The 19600-nt window shown below is 36.2% G+C and carries 24 protein-coding genes; 11 read left to right on the forward strand and 13 right to left on the reverse strand.

From position 1 onward, the window contains the following. Window positions 1-184 precede the first annotated feature (184 nt). The 8 genes from MHB74_RS23365 to MHB74_RS23400 form a co-directional block, all read right to left on the reverse strand. Window positions 185-1408 carry a cation:proton antiporter gene (locus MHB74_RS23365; protein ID WP_000380190.1) on the reverse strand — a complete coding sequence of 408 codons (1224 nt, stop codon included), beginning with the start codon at window positions 1406-1408 and terminating at the stop codon, window positions 185-187. A 3-nt stretch (window positions 1409-1411) separates the two neighbouring features. Continuing rightward, on the reverse strand, window positions 1412-1909 hold the full coding sequence (locus MHB74_RS23370) for a cation:proton antiporter regulatory subunit (protein WP_001026050.1): 498 nt from the start codon (window positions 1907-1909) through the stop codon (window positions 1412-1414). A gap of 34 nt (window positions 1910-1943) precedes the next feature. Next, on the reverse strand, window positions 1944-2510 hold the full coding sequence (locus MHB74_RS23375; RefSeq protein ID WP_000454199.1) for a tyrosine-type recombinase/integrase: 567 nt from the start codon (window positions 2508-2510) through the stop codon (window positions 1944-1946). Between the two features lie 345 nt (window positions 2511-2855). Further along, window positions 2856-4715 carry an FtsX-like permease family protein gene (locus tag MHB74_RS23380; RefSeq protein WP_061676785.1) on the reverse strand — a complete coding sequence of 620 codons (1860 nt, stop codon included), beginning with the start codon at window positions 4713-4715 and terminating at the stop codon, window positions 2856-2858. A 16-nt stretch (window positions 4716-4731) separates the two neighbouring features. Continuing rightward, window positions 4732-5493, reverse strand: a complete 762-nt coding sequence (locus tag MHB74_RS23385; protein ID WP_000165844.1) for an ABC transporter ATP-binding protein — start codon at window positions 5491-5493, stop codon at window positions 4732-4734. A gap of 449 nt (window positions 5494-5942) precedes the next feature. Beyond that, window positions 5943-6965 (reverse strand): DUF418 domain-containing protein, encoded by a 1023-nt coding sequence (locus MHB74_RS23390; RefSeq protein WP_061676784.1) that lies wholly within the window; start codon window positions 6963-6965, stop codon window positions 5943-5945. 136 nt (window positions 6966-7101) lie between these two features. Further along, window positions 7102-7251 carry a hypothetical protein gene (locus tag MHB74_RS23395; protein ID WP_060750066.1) on the reverse strand — a complete coding sequence of 50 codons (150 nt, stop codon included), beginning with the start codon at window positions 7249-7251 and terminating at the stop codon, window positions 7102-7104. A 15-nt stretch (window positions 7252-7266) separates the two neighbouring features. Continuing rightward, complete coding sequence (locus MHB74_RS23400) at window positions 7267-7530, reverse strand: YtzC family protein (protein ID WP_061676783.1); 264 nt, start codon at window positions 7528-7530, stop codon at window positions 7267-7269. 111 nt (window positions 7531-7641) lie between these two features. Here MHB74_RS23400 and MHB74_RS23405 point away from each other — a divergent pair, with 111 nt between their 5' ends. The 6 genes from MHB74_RS23405 (at window position 7642) to MHB74_RS23430 (ending at window position 13060) form a co-directional block, all read left to right on the forward strand. Next, window positions 7642-8601 (forward strand): TIGR01212 family radical SAM protein, encoded by a 960-nt coding sequence (locus MHB74_RS23405; protein WP_061676782.1) that lies wholly within the window; start codon window positions 7642-7644, stop codon window positions 8599-8601. Further along, a complete protein-coding gene (locus MHB74_RS23410; protein ID WP_061676781.1) occupies window positions 8598-9170 on the forward strand; it encodes a class I SAM-dependent methyltransferase in 573 nt (190 codons plus the stop codon). Before MHB74_RS23405 ends, MHB74_RS23410 begins: the two co-directional genes overlap by 4 nt. Before the next feature lie 198 nt (window positions 9171-9368). Then, on the forward strand, window positions 9369-10202 hold the full coding sequence (locus MHB74_RS23415; RefSeq protein WP_061676780.1) for an ABC transporter ATP-binding protein: 834 nt from the start codon (window positions 9369-9371) through the stop codon (window positions 10200-10202). Between the two features lie 18 nt (window positions 10203-10220). Next, window positions 10221-10901 (forward strand): hypothetical protein, encoded by a 681-nt coding sequence (locus MHB74_RS23420; protein ID WP_061676779.1) that lies wholly within the window; start codon window positions 10221-10223, stop codon window positions 10899-10901. Window positions 10902-10925: 24 nt separating this feature from the next. After that, window positions 10926-11600: an aspartate/glutamate racemase family protein gene (locus MHB74_RS23425; protein WP_061676778.1), complete on the forward strand. Its 675-nt coding sequence runs from the start codon at window positions 10926-10928 to the stop codon at window positions 11598-11600. Between the two features lie 158 nt (window positions 11601-11758). Beyond that, window positions 11759-13060 carry a PepSY-associated TM helix domain-containing protein gene (locus MHB74_RS23430; protein WP_061676777.1) on the forward strand — a complete coding sequence of 434 codons (1302 nt, stop codon included), beginning with the start codon at window positions 11759-11761 and terminating at the stop codon, window positions 13058-13060. A gap of 35 nt (window positions 13061-13095) precedes the next feature. Here MHB74_RS23430 and MHB74_RS23435 read toward each other — a convergent pair whose 3' ends face one another. From MHB74_RS23435 to MHB74_RS23445, 3 genes are read right to left on the reverse strand one after another with little or no spacing between them, the layout of a single operon-like run. Beyond that, entirely contained in the window at window positions 13096-13329 is a 234-nt protein-coding gene (locus MHB74_RS23435; protein WP_141658041.1) for a hypothetical protein, read from the reverse strand. Window positions 13330-13369: 40 nt separating this feature from the next. Continuing rightward, entirely contained in the window at window positions 13370-14434 is a 1065-nt protein-coding gene (locus tag MHB74_RS23440; RefSeq protein WP_061676775.1) for a tetraprenyl-beta-curcumene synthase family protein, read from the reverse strand. Between the two features lie 37 nt (window positions 14435-14471). Next, entirely contained in the window at window positions 14472-15275 is an 804-nt protein-coding gene (locus tag MHB74_RS23445; RefSeq protein WP_061676774.1) for an alpha/beta hydrolase, read from the reverse strand. A gap of 74 nt (window positions 15276-15349) precedes the next feature. Between MHB74_RS23445 and MHB74_RS23450 the strand changes: the two genes are divergently transcribed. The 3 genes from MHB74_RS23450 to MHB74_RS23460 all read left to right on the forward strand — a co-directional run bounded on the left by MHB74_RS23450 (window position 15350) and on the right by MHB74_RS23460 (window position 17694). After that, a complete protein-coding gene (locus MHB74_RS23450) occupies window positions 15350-15862 on the forward strand; it encodes a gamma carbonic anhydrase (RefSeq protein ID WP_000640195.1) in 513 nt (170 codons plus the stop codon). A 143-nt stretch (window positions 15863-16005) separates the two neighbouring features. Further along, on the forward strand, window positions 16006-16539 hold the full coding sequence (locus MHB74_RS23455) for a phosphatase PAP2 family protein (RefSeq protein WP_061676773.1): 534 nt from the start codon (window positions 16006-16008) through the stop codon (window positions 16537-16539). A 12-nt stretch (window positions 16540-16551) separates the two neighbouring features. After that, window positions 16552-17694: a glycosyltransferase family 4 protein gene (locus MHB74_RS23460; protein WP_061676772.1), complete on the forward strand. Its 1143-nt coding sequence runs from the start codon at window positions 16552-16554 to the stop codon at window positions 17692-17694. 282 nt (window positions 17695-17976) lie between these two features. Here MHB74_RS23460 and MHB74_RS23465 read toward each other — a convergent pair whose 3' ends face one another. Together MHB74_RS23465 and MHB74_RS23470 are read right to left on the reverse strand one after the other, a co-directional pair. Next, window positions 17977-18579, reverse strand: a complete 603-nt coding sequence (locus MHB74_RS23465; protein WP_061676771.1) for a molybdenum cofactor guanylyltransferase — start codon at window positions 18577-18579, stop codon at window positions 17977-17979. Further along, on the reverse strand, window positions 18576-19085 hold the full coding sequence (locus MHB74_RS23470) for a MogA/MoaB family molybdenum cofactor biosynthesis protein (protein ID WP_061676770.1): 510 nt from the start codon (window positions 19083-19085) through the stop codon (window positions 18576-18578). The genes MHB74_RS23465 and MHB74_RS23470 overlap by 4 nt, the downstream gene beginning before the upstream one ends. Window positions 19086-19186: 101 nt before the next feature. Between MHB74_RS23470 and MHB74_RS23475 the strand changes: the two genes are divergently transcribed. Both MHB74_RS23475 and MHB74_RS23480 read left to right on the forward strand, forming a co-directional pair. Then, window positions 19187-19402 (forward strand): hypothetical protein, encoded by a 216-nt coding sequence (locus tag MHB74_RS23475; protein ID WP_071724541.1) that lies wholly within the window; start codon window positions 19187-19189, stop codon window positions 19400-19402. A 15-nt stretch (window positions 19403-19417) separates the two neighbouring features. Next, window positions 19418-19597, forward strand: a complete 180-nt coding sequence (locus MHB74_RS23480) for a hypothetical protein (RefSeq protein ID WP_000424805.1) — start codon at window positions 19418-19420, stop codon at window positions 19595-19597. The last annotated feature ends 3 nt before the right edge of the window (window positions 19598-19600 follow it).

The raw sequence follows: 19600 nt of genomic DNA on the forward strand, positions 1-19600 counted from the left end.
GCAACTGATTAATAGTTGATGAAATTCAGATAACGGTATGTTGGTAAATGAAATTATATTGATTGCCACTTAAAAATATATCAGCGATTTATGAAATATATCGACTTACCGACAAAAACGACAGCAGTAACAATATAAAAAAGAGGAGATTACATGAAGTTCATGCAGTCTCCCCTTTTTTATACTATCCAACTTCTTTTTCTCGCTTCGCACGTTCTTTCGCACTCCATTTAAATATCTTATCTAATAGAGAGTATATTCTCCCAGACTCTTTCGTTAATAACGGACCTAACGATGCTAATATTAAAACGTACAGTGCAGAGAACGGTTTAATCGCTGCCATTAAACCACCCGCAATGCCGATATTGGCTACAATAATAGAGAATTCCCCGCGTGATACGAGTGTTAAACCGATATTCGTAGAAGCCTTATGTGATAACCCGGCTTTACGTCCCGCCATCATTCCAGCTGTAAAATTACCGATGAGTGTAATAAGAACTGCTCCTAACGCCAACCACACTGCTCCTCCAAGTGAAAACGGATCTATACTTAAACCGAAGCTGAAAAAGAATATAGCCCCAAAGAAATCACGAAACGGGACGACGAGATGCTCAATCCGATCGCTATGCTCTGTTTCAGAAAAAACGAGTCCTAACAAGAGCGCTCCAATCGCCTCAGCAACATGAATCGTTTCTGAAAATCCTGCTACAAAGAATAAAATAGCGAATATTACGATAATAAAGATTTCATTTGACGAAATATCTAATATTTTATTTAAGAACGGCGTAGCTTTTCTAGCGACTACAAAGAATAGTAGCATATATCCTACTGCGATTAATACCGATGTAAGAGCACCTACAAATGATGTTGCGCCCCCAAGTACTAATCCTGAAACGACTGATAAATATACAGCTAAAAAAATATCATCAAACATAATGATTCCTAATATTAATTCAGTCTCTTTATTACCAGATCTTCTTAAATCAACAATTACTTTTGCAACAATTGCACTCGATGAAATTGTAATGATTCCAGCAATAATTAATGTTTCTAATAAGGGGAAGCCCATCACATATCCATAAAGCAAACCTAATATGAAATTAAGTGATATGTGGACGGTTCCCCCGAAAGCAATCGACTTTCCTGATTTAATTAATTTTTTTATTGAGAATTCTAAGCCTAAATAGAATAGGAGGAATATGACGCCAACGCGGCCGAGGAAGGAAATAACTTCTCCGCTTTCAATAAACCTTAAATCGATAAGTCCTAAATCTGGGGCATGAGGCCCCACTAACATACCGAGTATAATGAGAAACGGAATAATCGAGAACTTTAACTTCGCAGCGAGGATAGCTGCAAAAGCTACTAATACTAACGCAGTTCCAACTTCAAAGATTAAAGTATCCATCGATTAGGAATCACCTCCTGCTGAAAGCAATTCATTAATAATTCTTTTCACTTCATGTCTCGCGCCTGATAACACGAGCATATCGCCAGCTTCAATAATAGAGTCTGGACCTGGATTAAAGAATTTCTTCATATTCTTTTTCAAAATAGCAATAATCGTTACGTTATATGTTTTTCTGACATGTAAGCTACCAATTGTTTGTTGTACTACTGGTGCCTTATTCTCCACCTTAAACCATTCAATTGATAATCCTTCAAAAGCCATCTCAATTGTATCTAACGCTTGTGGTCTATATACCATTCCGCCTAAAATAGCTGCAATTTGTCTCGCTTCAGAATCGCGAAGAGAAACGCTTGAAATACTCTCATCATGATCCGCATCAAAATGATACATTTCTCTCCGGCCATCATCATGAATCACGATAACCATTTTTTCATTACCTTTTGTAATTACTTCAAACTTACAACCAATACCCGGAAGTTCACTTTCTCTAATATTCATATTTTCCGCCTCCTAAATTTTTTAGTTACGGCTTTTACAAATCTACATCAATCTCTGTTTTAAACTTTTCATCTTTTGAGATTCCTAAATACTTGAGTGTTTCTGATGGAGTTGCGTGATGAAAATGCTTTTGCAATAGCGCAATCGCTATTCCTCTTTTGTACGCGTGATATCCAAATGTTTTTCGCATTGAGTTCGTTCCAATCTTCCCAACAATCCCAACCGCTTCAGCTGCGCTATGAATAACGCGATACGCTTGTTGGCGTGAGATTGAATTTGTCGTTTTATTAGATTGAAATACGTAATTTTCTCTTTGAGCATCAATAGTTTGTACGTACTCTAAGAGAGCTTCTTTTACTTTTGTATTTAAATAAATATCTTGTTTAAATTTTTCATCTTTCACAGGAAGGGAATAAAACTCTTTAACAGTCTTATCTTCATTTAATACCTCTTCAAATTTCATACTAAGTAGTTCAGTAATTTTTAATCCCGTGTTAATTCCAATAACAAATAAAAGATAATCTCGCAGCGAGTGCTCTTTTAAATACTTTTTCATAGCCTCAATTTGGCTTATATCTTTTAATGCCTCTACAACTTCCATACATGTATCTCCTCATCTTATGAACGGTAATTTTCTCATTATCCTGTCCATTTTACCTTATCATGCTATGAGATTTCCATGTATTATCCATTATTTTCACAATATACGACTTAGGTCTGACAATTTTTCATTTGGAAATTTATGATTGTACAAATACGGTGTGGGTAGAAAAATAGGGGATACAAGTTCAGCTTCTTTCTACAGATCGGATTCCTCCTTTCATTTTTCGGTTGCTGATACTCACATATCATGTTACTTATTTACATTATATTATATATTTCAGTAACATTAAAGTGTTTTTTCTGAAAATAATAAAAACCGAGCATTTTTGCTCGGTTTCTACTATTAATCTTCTTTCGGAAGAACAATTCCTTTATACAATTGAACTGTAATGAAGTAATAAATCGCATAAATAACTACGAAAATTACGATTGGTACCCAAATACGGAAGTACGGATCAACTAAAATAAATCCGAAAATATTCATACCCACTAATACGTGCGCGATACCTAGAATTGCTGGGAATAAGAATACTAAGAATAACTCTTTATAAATCGATTTCGTTAATAACTCACGACGCACACCGATTTTACGAAGCATTTGATAGCGCGTAATATCTTTTGATGCACCAGAAAGAATTTTAAACATTAAACAACTTGCCATCATTGCTAAGAACGCAATTCCAAGGAAGAATCCCATAAACACTGTTCCGCTTGCAATGCCATAGAACCCATTATAAGCTTGATATTTACTATCCATTCTTTCAGCTTTTACATTTTTATATTTAACTAGCTGCAACTCGTCAAGTTTTTTCCACTCTTTTGTATATGTTAAGAAGTCATTTGTTTTTCCGATAAATGCTATACCTTCTTTACCATTTATCCCATCGTACATTTTTTGATCTACAATTTTAATTGCATGATCTCCGTATATATAATACGGATGAATTGTACTAAAAGCATCTACCCATTCTGCTGAAAGTTCTTTAGCGTTCGCATCTTTTTCATTCATTTCTCTAGAAACTGCACCTACTTGTAGTTCCTCTGAAACGTTCTTCGTATTCACTAAATCTTTCATTGACTCCATATTTGCCATATCTCTTACTAAAGGACGATTTTTCTCTAAATCTTCTTTTACATAGTAAACATATTTATCATCTACTTTGTAACGATATTCACTTTTCTCTTTAAATGTAATACCATCTAATATTTTCTTTTCTTCAGCTGTTGGATTATGAACTACTGAATCATAGATTACTAAACCATCAACCATTTTTATAACGTTATTTTTAAACGCCATACCACCTGAAATTGCACCAGCTCCAAGCGCTACTAACATCGCTACTGTCGCAAGCACCTTTGTTAAGCTATTAATACGGAAGTTTAATTGTGCAAAAGTAAAAGCGTTAAGTCCTTTTTCACTACGTTTTTTATTACTCTTTAACTTTTTAATAATAACTGGAAGAAGTGATCCAAATAGCATGTAAGTACCAGCTGTTGTTGTAACTAATGCAATAAGGATTCCCATTTCTCTTAGTTTTTCCATATAAATCATTGATGCATAGCCAATTCCTAATAAAATAACTGCTAGGAATGCAACTAAACCTGTCATTTTTCCTTTTACCGCAACACGCTCTGTTTGTGCATCTGCATGTACTAGCTGCAGTACTGAAATACGTGATAACTTAATACTGTTCATAATTGCTGATAATACAAATAGTGCAAAGAAAAAGATGCAAGTAACAGTCATAGATGGAAGGTAAAATGCTTTATATCCTTCACCAGCAAATTCAAGCTGTTTCATTAATAACTGTCCAATACCTTCTGCAAGTCCTACACCAACTGTAATACCAATCGCAAGAGACGCAGCGCCTAATACGATCGTTTCAATAAACATAAGTAATGTAACTTTATGCTTTTTTGCTCCTAACATCATATACATTCCGAACTCTTTTTGACGAAGAGATAATAAGAATGAGTTTGCATATAAAATGTAGAAGAACGTTATAATTGCTAGTAAAAATGATCCCGCTTGGAATACGAATCCAATAGATTTAATCATTGAGTTAGATTCAAGGAACGCTTTATTAAGCGATAACGTTTGAAACATATAAAAAATTGAAATCGACATGACAAGACCGACAAGTAAGACGATATAATCTTTCAGCTTACTTTTCAGCCCCGACATGGAAAGTTTAAATAACATACTGAAACCTCCTTCCTTACGCTTTTTGTGTACCTAAATCTGCAAGTACATCTAAAATTTCTTTATAGAACTCTTCACGCGTACCACCGCGATGAATTTCTTTATATAACTCACCATCTTGAATGAATAAAATACGCTGACAGTAACTTGCACTATATGGATCATGTGTAACCATCATAATTGATACACCTTGATCTTTATTTAAGTTTGTCATCGCATCAAGTAAACTCGTTGCATTTTTAGAATCAAGAGCTCCTGTTGGCTCGTCCCCTAAAATAATTGCTGGCTCATGCACAAGTGCACGCGCTGCTGCCGAACGTTGTTTCTGTCCACCAGATACTTCAGATGGATACTTTTGAAGTATTTCTGTAATCCCTAGCATGTCCGCTACTTTTTCTACTTTCGGTCCAATGTTACGTGATGGAACACCTTGAAGAGAAAGTGGAAGTGCAATATTTTCGTAAATAGATAAGTTCTCTAATAAGTTAAAGTCTTGGAAGATGAATCCTAACTTTTGTGAACGGAAATCAGAAAGCTCACCTTGTTTCATTTTCGTAATATCCGTACCCGCAATTTCAACAACGCCGCCCGTTGCTTTATCAAGCGTTGAAATTACATTTAATAATGTCGTTTTACCAGAACCAGATGGTCCCATAATCCCAACAAACTCACCCTCTTGAATTGAGAATGAAACACCTTTTAACGCGTGTGATTGGTTCTCACCTTTTTTACCGTACACTTTTTGAACATTTTTCACGTCTACAACTGGTTTCGTCATATATATCCTCCTACGCTTGTTTTTCCATTACCTATTTTGCGCTTTTTGGGGGTGAACTGCTATTTGTTAACATTACATTTACCTTACACTTTTGTAATATAAAAAATGGGCGGGTGTAAGGTTCGTTTTTTTCTATTTGATCAACTTCGTTGGTAAATGAATTTTTATCGGCGATTTTTCAAATATATCGGCGATTCTTCCAGTTTTATCAGCGGTTTTCAAAATACATCGACTTACCGACAAAAGATAACAATAAAAATAGGCTGTTCCACAAAAGGAACAGCCCACTTCTCTCTTTATCCCGCTTTAATGGGCAGTAAGACCCCCACCTCCAAATTCAGCGAAAGCAAAGAAGTTAGGTGGGGGATCAACTTGCCCATAAAAGTCCGATTGGTTCAACTAATAATCAGTGGGGGATAAAGAACCCCCCCACTGATTAAAGTTTCACTTTATTTCTTTAAAGGTGTTACCGTCCAATACGTAATAACACGCCAAATCCACTCTAATGGACCCATCTTAAAGATTTTCATCCAAATCATACTAAATACAATTTGAATTGCATAAATTGCGATACACACATATAACGTCTGCATGTAAGTTAAGTTTTCTGCAAAGTTAAATACACTGCCTGCGATTAAAATCATTGCAGTTTGTCCGATATAATTTGTTAAAGCCATACGACCGTAGTATTTCAATGGCGCTAACAATGTTTGAACCGGTTTTAATTGAAGTAATAAAATTAACGCTCCTACATAGAAAGCTGAAATAATTGGTCCAACTGTAACACCAATTTTTAAGAATTGACCTGCGGCATCCATTGTTCCATCCTCATTCATGAGCATCATATTTACAAATGCCTCAGCAGGAACGTGCCCATATTGATACCATAAAGCCACTACACTTAAAACAAACATAACACCTGTAAAAATAGCGACTTTCTTTATATTCTTTGAAAGGTTTTCAAATACACGATACTGTCCTGCAGCGAGGCCTAATAAAATTAAACCTAGTGGTAATAATTCCTTAAAAGCCATAATACTAAAAGCTATCGTAAGAATAAGACCGATTACTACATTCACTTCTTTTTTCGCTTTATAAAACGGTAAAACGACTAATCCACAAATTGCGTATAACGCTAATGCTTCCCCAGGCTGAAACATTTGATGAATTAAACCAAAAATAAATAGTGCAACTACGCGGCGTAGAAATAGAACGTATCCATTCTTCCCTTTTGCAATTGCTCTTGTAATAAAGATATAGAATCCTACTCCAAATAAGAATGAGAAAATCGAGAAGAAACGACCTTCTACAAATAAGTATAGAAACCTTTGATAACTAGCATCTACTGTATTAGGATCTGGCACTTTAATATTCAGTAGTGCAAGAATATTTACTAAAATAATCCCCAGTAATGCGAAGCCACGAATATAATCTAATTCATCAATTCGTTTGTTTGTAATATTGTTCCCCATAAAGCAACTCCTTGTCCAAAATTTAATCCTCCCTTACTCTACTGGAAAAGTTAGCTTACAACTATCGGAAAACCTTACAGAAATCTTACATTATTGTCATATAGCAAAATAAAACCAGGTCATATTGCGACCTGGTTTACTCTGATTGCTTCGATCTTTGCGGTTGTCCTTTTTTGCTATTACGCTGTTTCACTTGTACAACCGGATCAAGCTCATTTGAAAACTCAGCGTTATGTCCATTTTGCGTTTTTTGCTCTGGATTATTTTGATTTGAACGTTTCGCCATTACATTCACTCCTTATTAGTGCGGTGTAATAATCATTTGATGTTGCAGTTGGCGAATTGCCATGCGCGCTCTATTTAATTGCTCACGTTGCTCATCATTCGCATGTTGTTGCATCGTTTGTAAATCGTTATATGCTTGTTCTAATTGTAACTGTGCATCTCCATACTCCAACGTATTGTAATGCTCTTGTCTCATACCAAGATCTAATTGTTCTTTCGCATATTCCACAGCTTGCTCCGCTTGTGTAATATACGATTCAAGTGATTGACGCTCTGCCATAATTGTCCCTCCTTGCTTCAATTCCCCTTTAGTGTGTCCCTTCCATCTCTACCTTATGAGTATGTTATAATGGATTTTGTTTCATTTTGACTCGGCTTAGGAGGGAAAGTAATGAAGGTTCAAAACCCTTTTCCATATACAAACGACAATAAACGTTATCATACATGGAATTACCATTTACGAAATGAATTTGGTGAAAAAATCTTTAAAGTTTCATTAGATGCTGGCTTCGATTGTCCAAACCGTGACGGTACAGTTGCTTATGGCGGTTGTACATTTTGCAGTGCTGCCGGATCTGGTGACTTCGCTGGTGATCGCCGCGATGATGTTATAACGCAATATCATGAAATGAAAGAAAAAATGCGCTCGAAGTGGAAAGATGGAAAATGTATCGCTTATTTCCAAGCGTACACAAACACACATGCACCACTTGAAGTGTTAAAAGAAAAATTCGAACCGCTTCTAGCAGAAAAAGATGTTGTCGGTCTTTCTATTGCGACTCGTCCAGATTGCCTACCAGACGATGTCGTTGAATATTTAGCGGACTTAAATAAACGCACGTATCTTTGGGTTGAACTTGGACTACAAACCGTTCATGAACGCACTGCAAACCTTATTAATCGCGCTCACGATTACCCATCTTACGTGGAAGGCGTAAATAAATTACGTAAGCACGGCATTAGAGTTTGCTCTCATATTATTAACGGTCTTCCACTTGAAGATTACGAAATGATGATGGAGACAGCTCGTGAAGTAGCGAAGCTTGATGTACAAGGAATCAAAATTCATTTACTTCATTTATTAAAAGGAACGCCAATGGTGAAGCAATATGAAAAAGGACAACTCGAGTTCCTTTCTCTTGAAGATTACGTAAGTCTCGTTGTTGACCAACTTGAAATAATTCCAGAAGACGTAATTGTGCACCGTATCACAGGTGACGGCCCACCTGATTTAATGATTGGTCCAATGTGGAGCTTAAATAAATGGGAAGTATTAAATTCCATCGATGCAGAATTTGTACGCCGCGGGAGCTGGCAAGGAAAATATGCAAATGAGGAGAAACAACAATGAAATTAGAACGTGTATTACCGTTTGCGCGCACACTGCTGCAAACGGCTGTTAAAGAAGGCGATTACGCTGTAGATGCAACCCTTGGAAATGGACATGACACTTGCTTCCTAGCTGAAATCGTTGGAGATAACGGAAGAGTATTTGGATTTGATATTCAAAAAGACGCAATTGAAAGCTCAACTATCCGTTTAAAAGAAAAAGAGCTTTTCGAACGTACTGTTTTAGTTCACGATAGTCACGATACCCTTCTATCCGTATTACCAGAAGATGCAAAAGGAAAAGTAACAGGCGCTATCTTCAACTTAGGTTACCTTCCTGGCGGTGACAAGCATATCGTTACAAAACCGAACTCAACAATTTCGGCAATTGAACAATTACTAGAAGTAATGGCACCTGAAGGAATCATCGTCCTTGTCATTTACCACGGACACCCCGAAGGACAAGTAGAACGCGACGCTGTTCTCAAATTTGCAGAAGAACTAGAACAAAAACAAGCTCACGTACTAAGGTACGGCTTCATTAACCAGCAAAATAACCCGCCATTTATTGTGGCGATTGAAAAGCGATAAATATATCGACGATTTTTCAATTATATCTATCGTAACTCCGAATATATCAACGATTTTGTCGATATATCGACGATTCGACACACTATATCGACTTATCGACAAAACATAACAAAAAAAGACGTGCACTCATTGCACGTCTTTTTCTTATTCTCCTATATAATGGATGTATACAATATTTGAAGAAAGAAGGATAGAACTTTGCTAGTAGAACTAAGGGGAATTCAAAAGAAGTACGGCAAATCACTTATACTAGACAACATTGATTTATCCATTTCAGAAGGAGAGGCACTCGCTATTATTGGCGGGAACGGTACTGGAAAAAGTACTCTACTCAAAATAATTGCAGGATTTATTTCACCTACAGCAGGGGCACTTCAAAGAAAAGAACATATACAAATCGGCTATGTACCTGAACATTTTCCTGAAGGGATTCGTTTTACATTAGAGGATTATCTATATCATCTCGGTCACATTCACGGTTTATCAACAAAATATTTAAAAGATAAAATTCCGATGCTTCTTGAATCTTTTCATTTACATCATGCAAGGCATTCCGTTGTACGAAACTTTTCAAAAGGTATGAAACAAAAAACTGGCATTATGCAAGCATTGCTTACAGACGTCCATCTATTAATTTTAGATGAACCTCTTTCTGGACTTGATCCTAACTCTCAGCAAGAACTAGAACATATTTTACTCTCATTAAAACAACAAGGCATATCTATACTCTTCACATGTCACGAAAAACAACTACTAGAAAACTTCGCCGATAGAATTGTGACATTAGCAAATCATACAATCACAGAAGATATCTCTGTGCACAAAGTGGCAGAACAAGTCTATATTGAAGCAATCGTTCACGAAACGTTTTCAGCGATAGAACTACAGAAACAATTAGGTTTTATACACGTTACGCACAATTCAAATCAAAACCTTATTCAATTACAAATCGAAAAAGAATATACAAACGAAATGCTTCAGTTTTTATTACATAAAAAAGCATCTATCACACTGCTACAACCTAACTTTTAAATCGAAAGAAGGTTTATTATGTTTGCTCTTATTCGTTACCATTTTCTCGACTATACAAAATCATATAAGTACGTCCCTCCTATTGCGATGTACTTTGTGAGCTTACTTTTTGTATATACATATAAACCGACTCCTATTGTACCGACATACTTAGAAACAGCACTCGCACTTTACTTATTATCCGCCTGGATTACGGTTACGATTTTCCATACCGAAGACCCTGTACAAGAACAAATCACCATTTCACATACAAATAATATTTCCGCACTATATGTTGGTAAATATATTACGGCTCTTCTCATTTGTACTGTGTTATCTTTTATATCTGTAATCTATCCAATTATTTTGCAAATGTTTAATGAAGAAATGACAGTTTCTTTATTTTTAGTCGGATTTCTCGCTCATATGTCTTTCTCTATACTTGGAATTTCAATCGCAACTTTATTTACTAGAAATATTATTCCAAAAGCAAGCACCGCTTGGCTTAGCCTTACATTCATATTACTTATAACGATCGCCTCCATCCGATTTAAAAAAGAGTTACTATGGTTTTTACCACCTGTCGAAAGCTTTCTAATGCTTGGTCAATACAAATATAATATACTGACTCACACGCTATGGCTCACAGCTTGGGCTATCGTATATTCATTTTTATTACTTACTTTATTTCTTTTTATCGTTCGCAAAAAACGTTTTTAATTACATTTTAAAGGAGACAAACCAATGATCGGAATACTAGCAGGAATGGGACCAAAATCAACTGGGCCATTTGTTGATACAGTTGTAGCAAAGTGCCAAACAATATACGGAGCAAAGCATGATATGGACTTTCCTCATATGATGATTTATTCTTGCCCAACACCGTTTTATATGGATCGCCTTATCGATCACGAAGCAATGAAAAAAGCGATTATTGAAGGGGCACAAAAACTTGAAAGTACTGGCGTAGAATTTATCGCTATGCCGTGCAATACGGCGCATCTTTATTTTGAAGAATTACAGCATTCTCTGTCCATTCCGATTTTAAATATCGTCGATGAGACATTACAAGCAATTCCTGAAAATACAAAAAAAGTCGCTCTCCTCGCAACAGAAGCGACAATTCAAGCTAGTATTTATCAAGACGGGATTTCCAAACGTAATATAGGATACATTCATTATGAAAAATGGCAGAAAACGATTAATCAAATTATTACCTATATTAAATCTGGAGAAGTTGAAGCAGCTCGAGAATTATGGAATGCACTCGTTGTACAGTTAAAAGATGAAGTAGATACCGCAATTATCGCATGTACTGATTTGAATGTTGTAGCGGATGAGGATTTTGTTGATTCTTCTCAATGTCTTGCTGAGGCGGTTGTTAGGATGTATGTATCAAATATAAAGAAATCTTCGTAAACATAGAAAACATCCTTTCTGAAATGTGGTTTATGTTTGATGGAAATCCCCAAAAACTTTTAACATTTTTCACAATTCCTTCAAAATATCCACACTTAATCTCGCTATATTAAAATGAGGAATCTATTCATATAGGGAAGGTTAGGGGAACTGAAAGTATGAAAGTAAATCGTTCGCTTCATTACATTTTTTGGCGTTGGCATTTTTATGCTGGGCTTTTTATTACGCCGCTTCTTATTACGTTGTCACTGAGCGGAATTGGGTATTTATTTCGGGAAGAAGTTGAAGATTTCATCTATAAAGATTTATATTTTGGGAAGAGCGCCCAAACAGAATCTATTTCGATGGCTGATTCTATTTCCTTAACAGAGAAAAAATATCCACATTATAGTGTGGCGAAAATTAGTGAGTTTAATGGGGATTATAATACGAGACTTACTATTGCAAATGAATATACGGGGCAACAAAAGTATGTATATTTAGACAGTAATAATCGAATTGTTGGGGATCAAAATGCAAGTGAAACGTTTGCGAATATAATGAGGGAATTACATAGTTCTCTTTTAGTTGGTGGCACTGTCGTTAACTATATTGTAGAACTTGCGGCGTGCTGGACAATCTTTTTAATTGTGACCGGATTGTATATGAGTATACGCCAATTCAAAAACACACCAGCATCCAATAAGCGAGAAAAAGCAAAACGACGTCATTCTATTATCGGTATTATATTTACAATTCCACTCGTTCTGCTAGTCGCATCTGGATTGCCATGGTCAGGTTTTATGGGTAATCAAATTTATAAAATTGCATCGTCGAATGAATCGATTGGGTATCCGAAATTGTATACGGCACCGCCTGAATCAAAGGTAAAAGAATTGCCGTGGGCAACAAGAAAAGAAGCTCCTCCTGAATCGAATTCAAATGAACCGAAAGCAATTTCTGTCGATGAATTACAAAAAGGAATTGAAATAAAGAAGCCATATGTTATTTCACTACCAGCTGATCCGAAAGGTGTATTCACTGTTTCGAAATCAAGTGGTTCTGGTATTACGGGTATGCATGTCGCACCAAATGAAGAAATAACAGCTTACTTTGATCAATATAGCGGAGAACTCATTTCAAAAACAGACTATCGTGATTATGGCTTATTTGCACAATGGTTCACTTACGGTATCCCGCTTCACGAAGGACATTTATTCGGATGGCCAAATAAAATATTATGCTTACTAACGACATTATCTTTATTATTTCTCATTTATTACGGAATAAAAATGTGGTTAGCAAGAAAACCAAAAGGAAAATTAGCAGCACCGCCAAAGCAAAGAGATAAGAAAAGCATAATCGTTTTCTTTATCATGATGGTTATACTAGGCGTTGTCATGCCTTTATTCGGACTATCTGTTTTAGTGATTTTCGCGATTGAACTTCTTATATATGTATTTTCAAAAATACGATCATAATAAAAAGCATTTGTACTCCCGTGTACAAATGCTTTTTATTTACTATTTTCTTTTTTTCTACCACTTATTAAAAAGAAAATATCTACTATAATAATCAATGCAATAATAACTTGGGCTACATAATCCATTGTTGTAGGACCACCAGCTTTTTTCATCATCACATACATTCCAGTTACAAATGAAATGGAAAGTAGCACGAGTAATGTTACTTCAATATTGTCATATAGCTTTTGAAACAATCGCTTCACTTCGATCACCACCTTTACCATATTATAACAAAAAACCACTCTACAAGAGTGGTTTCCTTCATCACTGCGCCATTTTCTTTCGGTACATCTTCCCGTTCCAATAGAAGAATCGTGAAGTGAGGCCTCCGTACTTTACAATGCGCCTTGCCATTTTGTGCATATTCTTTTGTGCTGATACTTTTTGGTCTGATAAATAAATACCAAGTAACCCTCGGCTTATGAGACGATGAAACTTCGCATGAGGCAAATCACCAATGCTCTTCTCTGCTTCTTCTACAAAGTGTTTCATACGATCTAATATCGCTTGCTCGTTTTCATAATAACTACAGAAATTCAAATCCCCGCCCATACGGTCTTCTTCTTGATCGATGAAATAATCAAGTAAAATGTGAAGTCCTTGTACGTAAGGGAAATACCCTTGTCTAATTTTCGCAATATCTTCATCATGTAACTCATCATGAAATGCATATGCGACAAGACAGAAGATTCCAAGCGTAGAACCGGCACAGGCTGAAAATTCAAACCAACTCATCTCAGGTAAGTTTTCTTTATGTGCTTCAAACCATTTTTGTAAGCGTGGTTCTCTTTCTTCTAACTTCACGTGTTTATGAATTTGCAAATCACAATAATAACAAGCAAGTTCATGAAGAACAGGAGCAATTTTGTCATAGTGCTTCGTTTTCTTTAAAACATCTTGGCATGTTTCAACAAGCTCATCTAAATAACCACCATCATCTTGATCATCACGATAGCGATAATAATTACCCCCACCTTCTACTTCAGGTGATAATGCCATTAACATCGATTCATGCAGTGCGGCAAAATCATTTGGATCAAGTGATGTACTGCGATCACATAAATTATCTAAATAGTCGCTGATCGTTTGATACGCTACGATAAAACGAATACATTCCTCTCGGTGTTCATCTGCTAATAGCGCTAAAATGCCTCCGCCTTCGCAATGAAACGTTTTATGCTCAATACTTGCGATTGCCTGACTATGAAGCTCATCATTCGGAATATGGTAGGCACGCTCTTTCCACATCGCTAGCTCATGGTGTACAACCGGAAACACATCACGGTATACTTTCGCCATGAGCGTTATGGGATTACTCGGTACGTTCACTTCTTCCTTCATCTCCTCTATTCAATGTACAAATAATTTACTTATTTGTTTCTATTATGTTATTGATGCGTATTTCAGTAAATGACTGAATATAATTCAAAATTTCATCACGCTCATACTCGTTTAATAACTCGTGATAACAATTCGGCCATTCTTTAAAAGCCTTATCACTTATTTTAACATTATCAAACCAAGTGCGGACACGTGTTTTATCTACAAGTTTATCCTCACAAGCTTGCATTAGCAAGAGCGGAACATCTGGAAAATCATCTATTTTCTTATGAGCAATTTCGATAGACTTAATCAATTCACTATACCAACGTACTGATACTTTGCGCAAGAACAATGAATCATTCTCCATCGCGTCTCGAACTTCATGATTACGAGTAGACATTTCCACTGTAAGATTCGTTGCAAATTGCAGTTTTGGAGCGATAATATTTAATATTTTTGAAGCAACTTGAAGCGGTGCAGAAGGTCCAGCTACTACGCCTAAACATGGCGAACTTAAAATAATGCCTTCTACATCTTCTCTCTTCGTTTCTTGCATCATACGAATAACAATAAGACCGCCCATACTATGACCGAATATAAAAATAGGTAATCGATACTTTCTTGCCTCTTTCACCCATAATTTAACTTCCTCTATGTATTCATCAAACGAATCAATATGTCCTCTATTTCTTGAAGTCGTTCCATGTGACGGAAGGTCCCCCATCACGACGTGGTAGCCGCTATGATTCCACATTTCCGCAACTGCTTCGTAACGTCCGTGATATTCCATGGCGCCGTGCACGATAACAACGACAGCTTTCGCTTCCTCTGCTTCATAATTCCACATACGGCTCTCCTCCATTTCACTCTTTCTTATAATTTGATACACTGAAACTAGTCTCTAGGAAAGGAAGGCTTTACATGATATACCCTTATAAAGAAAAAAATCCGAAAATTGCGAGTAGTGCTTTTATCGCTGATTATGTTACCATTACAGGCGACGTTTCCATTGGCGAAGAATCAAGTATTTGGTTTAATACAGTCATACGTGGTGATGTTTCACCAACAATCATTGGAGACCGAGTAAATGTACAAGACCAATGTACACTTCACCAAAGCCCACAGTATCCTCTTATTTTAGAAGATGACGTAACTATTGGGCATCAAGTTATTTTACATAGCTGTCATATTAAAAAAGATGCTTTAATTGGAATGGGATCTATTATATTAGATGGTGCTGAAATTGGCGAAGGAGCCTTTATCGGTGCTGGAAGCCTCGTTTCACAAGGTAAGAAAATTCCACCAAACACGTTAGCTTTCGGTCGCCCAGCTAAAGTCGTTCGTGAGCTAACAGAAGAAGACCGTAAAGACATGGAGCGCATTCGCACACAATATGTTGAAAAAGGCCAGTATTATAAATCATTACAGAAGTAACTTTTCCAGCTGCCATTAAAGTGGCAGCTTTTTATATAAAAACTAACTTTTTCTTTACAAAACATTATTACTCCCTCAATAAAATCTTATTAAAATAAAAGCTAATATCTCCATATATATGTAAACGAGGGAGGAGAATTTTCATGAAGGTCAGTGGACTGTATAAAATAGAATGCTACATTTTCAAAGGAATTAACCGATACTTTGATCAAAAAACATTAAATATCTTTTTCAGCAATATTACTCATATCGGTGGCGCTACTTTCTCAATCGCACTCACACTTTTCTTTTTAATTTTTGCAAAAGGCACTTTGCATCAAGCTGCAATCGCAACTGCTATTTCTTTAGCAATTAGCCATATTCCTGTACAAATATTAAAAAGATGGTATCCACGAAAACGTCCTTATTTAACAATTCAGGATGCGAAATATCCAGTCCATCCATTAAAAGACCACTCTTTCCCGTCTGGTCATACAACAGCCGTTTTCTCTGTCTTCATTCCATTTATTTGCTATAATCCAAACTTACTTGTTTTTCTATTACCTTTAGCATTATGCGTCGGTATTTCTCGTATTTATTTAGGGCTTCACTATCCGTCTGATGTATTCGTCGGTATGTGCCTCGGCACTTGCTCTGGCATCATCTCTTTTTATCAATTCATCCCACTTTTCACATAAAGGAGTGATATGATGAGAGTCGCCATTTTTACCGATACTTTTACACCACAAGTCAACGGGGTTGCGAAAACATTAGAACGATTAACACGTTATTTTCAGAAAGAAAAGATCGCCTATTCTGTTTTCGCCCCTCAGCATACAGCTGAAGATGATTTCGTAGCTAATGTGAACAAGATGAGAAGTATCCCGTTAACAATATTATATCCAGAATGCCGCTTTTCTTTTCCTACTCCGCGTATTAAACGGGAACTTCTTTCCTTTAAACCTGACATGATTCACATTGCTACACCTTTCAACATGGGACTTTGTGGATTGTATTATGCCAAAAAATTAAACCTCCCAGTTGTCGGTTCTTATCATACTGATTTCGATGCTTATTTACGCTATTACAAAATCGAATTTCTCTCTAATATGCTTTGGAACTATTTAAAATGGTTTCATAGTCATATGCAAAAAAATTTCGTTCCTTCCTTTGAAACGTTACACCAACTAAAAAACAAAGGTTTTCAGGCCCTCTCCATATGGGGACGTGGTGTAGATTGCACACTCTTTCATCCATCTTACAATACAGACCTATTCCGAAAAAAATATAATATTACAGCGAAGTATGTCCTTTCCTATGTTGGACGGATTGCCCCTGAAAAAGATATTGATACGTTGCAACACCTTGTCGTGAAAACGACGCATACTCGAAACGACATTCATTGGGTCATCGCTGGAGACGGTCCGCTAGCAACAAATTTTTGTGAATCTGTTCCGAGTACAAATATTACTTTTACTGGGTATTTACAAGGGAAGGATTTAGCTGAAGCATATGCTTGTTCTACCATCATGGTATTTCCATCTGCTACTGAAACGTTCGGAAATGTCGTTCTAGAATCACTTGCATGTGGTACACCTGTCATTGGTGCAAATAGTGGCGGAGTTAAAAATATTATTACAGATGGAAAAACGGGAGTTCTTTGTCCGCCCAAAAATACGGATTCATTTCTATCATCCATCTATTCTTTATTGCAAAATGAAGAGCAACTTACACAAATGGGCATCGCGGCTTCATCTTATGCCCAATCCCAAAGTTGGGATGAGATCTTTCGTGGCTTACTTGACCAATATGAAGAAGTTCTTCAGCACACCGCATCAGAATTACTCGCCTAAACAGAAAAACTCCCTTCAAAAAAACGAAGGGAGTTTATTACACAGTTATAAATTTTAGTTTACTAAATGATACACAAGGTGAAATATCTATTTATTTTCATATTTATTATAACAAAAAGACACATAAATAAACAGACTTGTAATAAAAACCCATAAAAATTAATATATGGTTATACAGTATTTTTACTGTATGATGATTTTAAGAGATTCCCCTTAAAATCAACTTACTCACATACCTTTATACAGTAATTGTTCCCCAATTTCTGTATATCAAAAAACCTTTCATTCATTTGAAAGGTCTTTTTGAGCCTGCACATATTCTTCTTTCGTATTTACGTTCATAAACCAATCCGCATCCGCTTGTACATCTTCTCCAGCAATATATTTCACATTACATTGTGATAAAAGCTGACCCATACTTCTTTTTTCTTCCTGAAGCAAAGCATAAATCTTTTCTTTCACGCGGTTATGGTACGCTGCAAGTAACGGCTGTTTCCTTCCATTAATAATAGGGACAACTGCATCATATTCATTACTCGTTTGCTCTAGTAAAATGGTAAACCATTCTTGCAAAACATTTGGCGCATCGCAAGGCATAATAGCATACCAATCTGCTTCTATATATTCCATTCCTGATACAATTCCAGCAAGTGGTCCATTTCCTTTATAATGCGGAATATCTTCTATAACAGAAACTTGTACAAGTTTCTCTACCCTCTCTTTTATATCGGAGTGACTAATGACTACAACTTCTTGCAACGCAGTCGTCATCACTTTCACAATATGCTCAATAAAAGTACTACCTTGCCAGCTCGCTAATGCTTTCGGCTCACCGAATCTACTCGACATACCTCCTGCCAATACAATTCCAGCATACTTACTCATTGGCGATGCAGCTCAAATGTAATATGACCTAATTCCGGTAAAATTAATTTATTCATCGCAAGACGAACTGCTCCGCTAGACCCTGGCATAGAAAAGACAACTTTGCGCCCAATTGTACCGCCAATCGCTCTACTTAACATTGCGCTGCTTCCGACATCTTCTATATAACTAATCATGCGGAACAACTCACCAAACCCGACAATTTCTTTATCTAATAACGCTGACACTGCTTCAATCGTTACATCACGCTTCGTAATGCCGGTACCGCCATTTGTTAACACGACATCAACATCTTCCTTACGATAACCAGCTAACACCGCTTGCTGAATACTTTCTTTATCATCCTTTACAATTTCATAAGAGGTCACTGTATGCCCTGCTTCTTTTAATAATTCATGTAAGAGTTGTCCGCTCTTATCCGTCTCTTCTGTACGTGTATCAGAAATTGTCACGATCTTGCAGCGCACTTCTTTTGGCGCTTGTTTTTTATGTTCATTAACACTCATTTTTCATCTTTCCTTTCGTTTAACTTTGTAAAATTATGTATAAATTAAAGAATTCAATATGATACAATATAAGTATATTTATCCATATAAAGGAGCTTTATATGATTCAAAATATGAAACGATACGTACCCATTATACCATTCCTAATTATATTATCCCTTTTTCAATGTATCGCTTACGGGTTTGATATTAACTTTTTAAAATTGTATGTGCTTATGCCTGATGGTGGTATTCGTTACTATTTGACTAGCACATTAATTCCTCTCGTACTTGCCTACATAGTAGATTTTATATTTAAACGTTCTATCTCTAAATAAGGAGGTCTACATATTATGGAACTTTACAAAAAACTAACAACAACATTCATCCTCTTATTCGTCGCTTCCATTACTGTCGGCTTTTCTCTAAAAGGCGCAATTCCATACGCTACATTAGTAAGCATTATATTCGCAACACTATTTTTACTAAGCAGTGCCTTTTGCGCGGGTAAAGCACGTCAAATGAAAGGTTGATTA

It is taken from the genome of Bacillus sp. FSL K6-0069 (assembly GCF_038007785.1).
GTDB lineage: Bacteria > Bacillota > Bacilli > Bacillales > Bacillaceae_G > Bacillus_A > Bacillus_A mobilis.